Raw genomic sequence first — 5,687 nt, 5'->3', positions numbered from 1 at the left:
TTAAAGCCTTGGCTCGCTTTTTTTAAACTTGGTTAGCTTTGAGCTTAACTCACCGCCGTTTCGGGCTATAAATTTGGCTAAATTAAGGCGCGCGGCGGATGGAGGACGCGAGGAATTTAAAATTTAAAAGCGAAATTTTACCGCGAGATTTTGTGGAGTGGATTATAAAATTTTGCCGCACGAGGCTTTGTAGTGTGAATTGCCGCTATGCTTTGAAATTTCATTATGTCTTGACAAGTCGTCATACTCTAAAATTTTGTTGCGCTTTGAAATTTTGTCGTGTTTTAAAATACTGCCGCGCTGCTGTAAAATTTTGCATAGCGGTTAGACGGAATTCTGCGCCGTAAAATTTTTTGTGCGGCGGAATTTTATCTTTTAAATTTTATAGGCTTAGCGCACTGCTGTGCGCGTACAGATTAAACATCTATAAAATTTTATCTCACAATTTATAGCGCGAAATTTTAAAATTTAACTCTTTTTCGTAGCCTTGGCATATGCCGCGACGTATTCAAAGCCCGAATATAACGTCAGTGCGACCGCGATCCAGAGTAGGGCGTTTGCATAGGGCCACTGCATCGTTAGCCAGCCGATAGCGATCATCTGAAAGACCGTTTTTACCTTACCCGCCATCGACGCGGCGACCTCTACGCCGTCGCCTGCCATCGCCACGCGAAGGCCAGTGATGAAAAACTCGCGGATTAGGATCAGATAGATCGCCCACGGGCTAGCGCGCCCGATAAACATAAGCCCCAAAAAGCCCGCAAGCGTCAGCATCTTATCAGCGAGCGGATCGATGATGGCGCCTAGCTTGGTCTTCTGGTTCCAAGAGCGCGCGATGTATCCGTCGAAAAAGTCCGTGACGGAGGCGATGACGAAGACTAGCGCGGCGAAATAATCGATCCAGCTTACGTGCACCGAGCCTACCATGTCGCCGTTTGCATGGCCTGCTAGTAAGATCAGCCAGAAAAACAGCGGCGCCAGCGCAACGCGAAAACTCGCTAAAATATTGGGTAAATTTAGCATTATTTAAAGGTCGTTCCGCCGTCGACGATGAAGGTGTGCCCCGTCACCCAGCTAGCCTTGCTCGAGCATAGAAATAAACATGCTCCCGCCAGATCCTCCGGCTGCCCCATGCGTCCTAGCGGGCTAAGCTCGGCGGTCTTGTCGCGCACCTCTTCGTAGTTCGTAAAGGCCCGCAGCGCGTCCGTTTCGATCGGTCCGCCGCTTACTACGTTTACGCGGATATTTTTTTCGCCGAGCTCGGTCGCGGCGTAGCGTGCCATCGCCTCAACTGCGGCTTTCGCCGTGCCGTGACCCGCGTAGTTTTCGATATAGACTAAATTTCCCGTGGAGCTAAGCGAGATGATCGAGCCGCCGCCTACCGCTTCCATGCGCTTTGCAGCTTCTTGCGCGCCCACGACGAAGGCATTTACGGTCGCGGTAAAGATATTATTGATACCGCGCGGCTTTAGCCTCATAAATTTAGTGTATCCGCCCGCGACCGCACGACCCGAGATGATGGCGTTTGAGATGAAAAAATCCACTCGCGCAAAATCCTCGTCGATCTTGGCAAAGAGCTCCTTGTAGGTCTCGGGCTCCAAGATATTGAGCGCATAAGCGCGCGCCTTGATGCCGTAAGCCTTCTCAAGATCGGCCGCTTGCGAAGTCGCCAGCTCCTCGTTGGAATTATACGTAAAAGCGATATTCGCTCCCGCAGCTGCGAATTCCAAAACGATCGCTCTGCCTATGCCTCTCGTGCCGCCGCTGATAACTAGCGTTTTTCCTTTAAATTCGTTCGTCAATTAAAATCCTTTGATAGTGTATTGTTTCATTACGTTTTCTATTTTTTTGAGGTTTTCCGCGCTCGGCTCGCAAAGCGGCAAGCGGTACTCCAAGCTCGGCGTTAGGCCTGCGATATACATCGCCGCTTTGATCGGGATCGGATTGCTCTCGCAGAATAAAATTTTATTGATCGCGTAGAGATCGTCGTTGATCTGCTTGGCCTTTAAAAACTCATTTTGCAGCGCAAATTTCGTTAGTCTCGCCGTGTAATCGGGCAGTAAATTTGCGGTGACCGAGATCACGCCCTTGCCGCCGTTGCTTAGGATCGGATAGTTGATCGCATCCTCGCCGCTAAGCACGCTAAGGCGCGGCTCGTGTGCGAGTAGATCGACGCATTTATCGATGCTGCCGCTGGCTTCTTTGACGCCGTAGATATTCTCGCAGTCGTTAAAAAGCTTGATGATCGTATCTGCGGCGATGTCGCAGCCGGTGCGACCGGGGACATTGTAGAGCAGCACGGGTAGATCTACCGAGCTCGCGATCGCCTTGTAGTGCAGATAGAGTCCCTTTTGGGTGGGTTTGTTGTAGTAGGGCGCTACGGATAAAATTCCGTCCGCGCCGTGAGCCTGCGCAAACTGCGCGAGCCCGATCGCTTCGTGAGTTGCGTTGCTGCCCGCGCCCGCTAGCACCTTGACGTCCGTGCCCTTGCACGCATCTACGGCGATCTCGATACAGACGCGGTGCTCGTCGTGCGTCAGCGTCGCGCTCTCGCCCGTGGTGCCTACGGGCACGACCGCGCTTATGCCGTTTGCGATCTGTCTTTTGATGAGCTTAGCGTAGGTCTGCTCGTCTAGTTTGCCCTCTTTAAAAGGCGTGATCAGCGCCGTCATAGAGCCGATTATGACATTTTTATTCATCGTTTTCCTTTCGTAAGATAATGCTCGTGGAATTTTTAAGGCTTAGATAGGTTTCCATCGCTTTTTTAACTGCGCTTTTATCTAGACTTTTGATCTCGCGCTCCAGCCTAAATAGCGCGTCCAGATCGCCGCGGACGATGTAGCTGCCGTACATCTGCGCTACCTTGCTAGCGCTGTCGAGGGAGTAGATCAGATCGCTGCTTAGGGTGTTTTTGATCTTTAGCATATCGTCGTCGCTTATTTTAGCTTTTTTGGCTTTTTCGATCAGCGCCAAAATTTCATCCCTCAGCGTCTCGCCGCTTACGCCTTGGTTACAAACGGCAAAGACTATAAATAAATTCTCGTCCTTGGCGCTCATATCGTAGATGTTGATCTGATTGGCGAGCTTTTTCTCATCGACCAGCACGCGCTGCAAAAGCGAGCTCTTGCCGCCGCTAAGATATATATCCATCGCTTTGATCGCCGCGGCGTCGGTGTGGTTAAACGGCGGAATTTTAAAGGCGACTGCAACGATCTGCGCCTCGCTGTTTTTGTAAATAACGCTAAGCTTCTCGCCGTCTTGCGCAGGCTCGGTGCAGTGAAGGTGCAGAATTTCGCTCTTGTTTTTTACGGGCGTGAAGTATTTTTTCGCCGCATCAAACGCCGCCTTTTCGCCGATGTCGCCGGTGATCAGCAGCACGGCGTTTTGTGGCTGATAAAATTTAGCGTGAAATTCCTTGATATCTTTGATGCTCCAGTTTTCGATATCCTTGCGAAAGCCGATCGGCGTCCAGTGGTACGGGTGGTACAAAAACGCGGCGTTGTAGAGCCTGAAAAATAGATATCCGAACGGATCGTTATCGGTGCGCCATAGCCGCTCTTCAAGCACGACCTTGCGCTCGGGCTGAAATTCTTTGTCTTTGAGGCTTAAGTTTTGCATTATGTCGGCGTAAAGATCCAAGCAGACCTCTAAATTTGAGCTCGCGCACTTGATGAAGTAGTGCGTGTAATCAAAGCCCGTACTTGCGTTATTCACGCCGCCAAATCCCTTTACGATCGCGTCGAACTCGCCCGCCTTGCGATTTTTCGTGGATTTAAAATTTAGATGCTCCAGCATGTGCGCGATGCCGCTTTTGCCCATCACCTCGTCGCGCGAGCCGACGTTGTAAAAGACATCCACGCTGATGACGCCGCTGCCTTTATTCATCGGGATGTGATAAATTTGAAGCCCGTTTTGCAGCGTGATTTTCTTAAATTTCGGAAACATTAATCTTTTTTCGCCTTTCGTTTTTTGCTTGAGTTTTGCTCCGCGTCTTGGGCGCCGCTCGCTTTTTTGGCCTCTTTAAGCTCTTTGGTCTCTTTGGCCTCGGCATTTTTAGTTTTGGCGCTGCCTTGCTTTGCATTTTTGACCTTGGAGCTTTTGCTTTCTGCGCTATTTTTCGGCGTGGCTTTAGTTTTAGAATTTTTACTTTCTATGTCGTTTTTTGATGCGGCTTTAGTTGCGGTTTTATTTTTAGATGCGGTTTTTGTTTTGGCGGTTTTGCTTGCCGCGACACTTTGTTTTATGTCTTTAGTCTCTAATTTCTCGCTCTTTGCGCCGCTTTGCGAGAGATTTTTAGCCGCGGCATCCTTTTGCTGCGCAGTATTCTGGACGGTATCCTTCTGAGAAGCGTCATTATCCTTCGCAGTATCCTTCTGCGCGGCGTCTTTTTGCGTAGCGTCCTTTGAAATTTTACCGCGCTTGGAACCTGCGCCGCTTTTTGAAATTTGACTTTGTTTTTGATTCGCGCCGCTTTTGGAGGTAGTTTTTGAAATTTTATCCTGCTTCTGATCTGCGCTGCCTTGCTTTGTGTTTTTAGCCTCTAAATTTTCGCTTTTTGCGCTGCTTCGTTTTGCGCTTTCAATCTCCGAATTTCCGCTCTCCGCGCGGCTTTGTTCGGCCGAGCTTTGATCCGTCGCAGTATCTGTGTTTATCAAGGCGTTTAAATTTGCCGAAGCGCTAGAATTTTCGTCCGCTTCGGAGTTTGAATTTGTTTGAGTGGTTGGAATTTCATATATTTGAGCGCTTAAAATTTTGCTTTCGCCGTCATTTGAAATTTCGTCCGCATCCTTGCTCTCGGGCGCGTTTGAAATTTCGCTCGTTTTGGTATCCGCTTTTTTGTCTTCACAAGCGCACAAATCCACGCCGTCGCCGCGATTTTCGGTCTGATCGCCTCTCGCGCCGTATCCTTCGCCCGCTCGATCTTTTAAATTCGCCCCGACCGCCTCGCTTATGTTATTGAAACCGTCTGCGCGCAAAAGCCCAGCCAGCCCCTCGTTGATCGATTTTGCGACGAACGGGCCTTTGAAGATAAAGGCGGTAAAAATTTGAACCAGGCTCGCGCCCGATTTGATACGCTCGTAGGCCTCCTGCGCGCTGTCTATGCCGCCGCAGCTGATTAGGATCGTGCGGCCGAAAAGCTCGCGAGCGACCTGCGCGAAAAGCTCGCGCGATTTTTCGGTGATCAGCCTACCGCTCAGGCCGCCAAAGTCCCTAGCGTTGGGACTTAGCGAATAATCGACGCTCGTGTTATTTATGATGATGCCGCTTGCGCCGCTTTGTACTGCGCACTCGCATAGCGCGATCGCCTGATCCGCGCTCATATCGGGCGCCAACTTTAAGACGAGCGGCCTGTTCGTGATCTTTTTCATCGCTCCGATCAGCTCGCTTATGAAGCTGTTTTCTTGCAAAGCGCGCAGATTGGGGGTGTTCGGCGAGCTTACGTTGATGATAAAAAAATCGCACAGCCCGTTAAATTTACGGCCCAAGGCTTCGTAATCGCTTAGCGCGTCCTCGTTCGAGGTGGCTTTGTTTTTGCCGATATTTGCGGCGATCGGGATTTTAAAAGGATAAATTTTTCGCACGCGATGCTCGATAATATCGGCGCCTTCGTTGTTAAAGCCCATCGCGTTTTGGATACTTTCCTCCGCTACGAGGCGAAAAAGTCGTGGCTTTTCGTTGCCGCTTTG

Annotated in this window: 4 protein-coding genes and 1 pseudogene; all 5 read right to left on the bottom strand. The window is 50.1% G+C overall.

All coding sequences use genetic code 11. The features are described from left to right. Positions 1-468 precede the first annotated feature (468 nt). The gene (gene pgsA, locus Q0236_RS13090) at positions 469-1,026 is read right to left on the bottom strand and encodes a CDP-diacylglycerol--glycerol-3-phosphate 3-phosphatidyltransferase (RefSeq protein ID WP_297918971.1); all 558 of its coding nucleotides are present in this window, start codon (positions 1,024-1,026) and stop codon (positions 469-471) included. Next, positions 1,023-1,802 carry an enoyl-ACP reductase gene (locus Q0236_RS13085; RefSeq protein ID WP_291937459.1) on the bottom strand — a complete coding sequence of 260 codons (780 nt, stop codon included), beginning with the start codon at positions 1,800-1,802 and terminating at the stop codon, positions 1,023-1,025. The genes pgsA and Q0236_RS13085 overlap by 4 nt, the downstream gene beginning before the upstream one ends. Continuing rightward, entirely contained in the window at positions 1,803-2,699 is an 897-nt protein-coding gene (dapA, locus tag Q0236_RS13080; RefSeq protein WP_297894048.1) for a 4-hydroxy-tetrahydrodipicolinate synthase, read from the bottom strand. Next, on the bottom strand, positions 2,692-3,945 hold the full coding sequence (locus Q0236_RS13075; RefSeq protein WP_297918968.1) for a pitrilysin family protein: 1,254 nt from the start codon (positions 3,943-3,945) through the stop codon (positions 2,692-2,694). The genes dapA and Q0236_RS13075 overlap by 8 nt, the downstream gene beginning before the upstream one ends. Before the next feature lie 977 nt (positions 3,946-4,922). Continuing rightward, positions 4,923-5,687, bottom strand: a pseudogene (gene pyrD / locus Q0236_RS13070) (dihydroorotate dehydrogenase (quinone)); the annotation flags it as partial.

The organism is uncultured Campylobacter sp. (assembly GCF_938031315.1).
In the GTDB taxonomy this organism is placed as follows: domain Bacteria; phylum Campylobacterota; class Campylobacteria; order Campylobacterales; family Campylobacteraceae; genus Campylobacter_B.
The sequence above is the reverse complement of the archived record's forward strand: the minus strand, read 5'-3'. Positions and strand labels throughout refer to the sequence as shown.

Coding starts and splice junctions, on each gene's coding strand:
- Q0236_RS13075 (WP_297918968.1), bottom strand. CDS start 3,945: ATGTTTCCGAAATTTAAGAAAATCACGCTGCAAAACGGGCTTCAAATT.
- dapA (WP_297894048.1), bottom strand. CDS start 2,699: ATGAATAAAAATGTCATAATCGGCTCTATGACGGCGCTGATCACGCCT.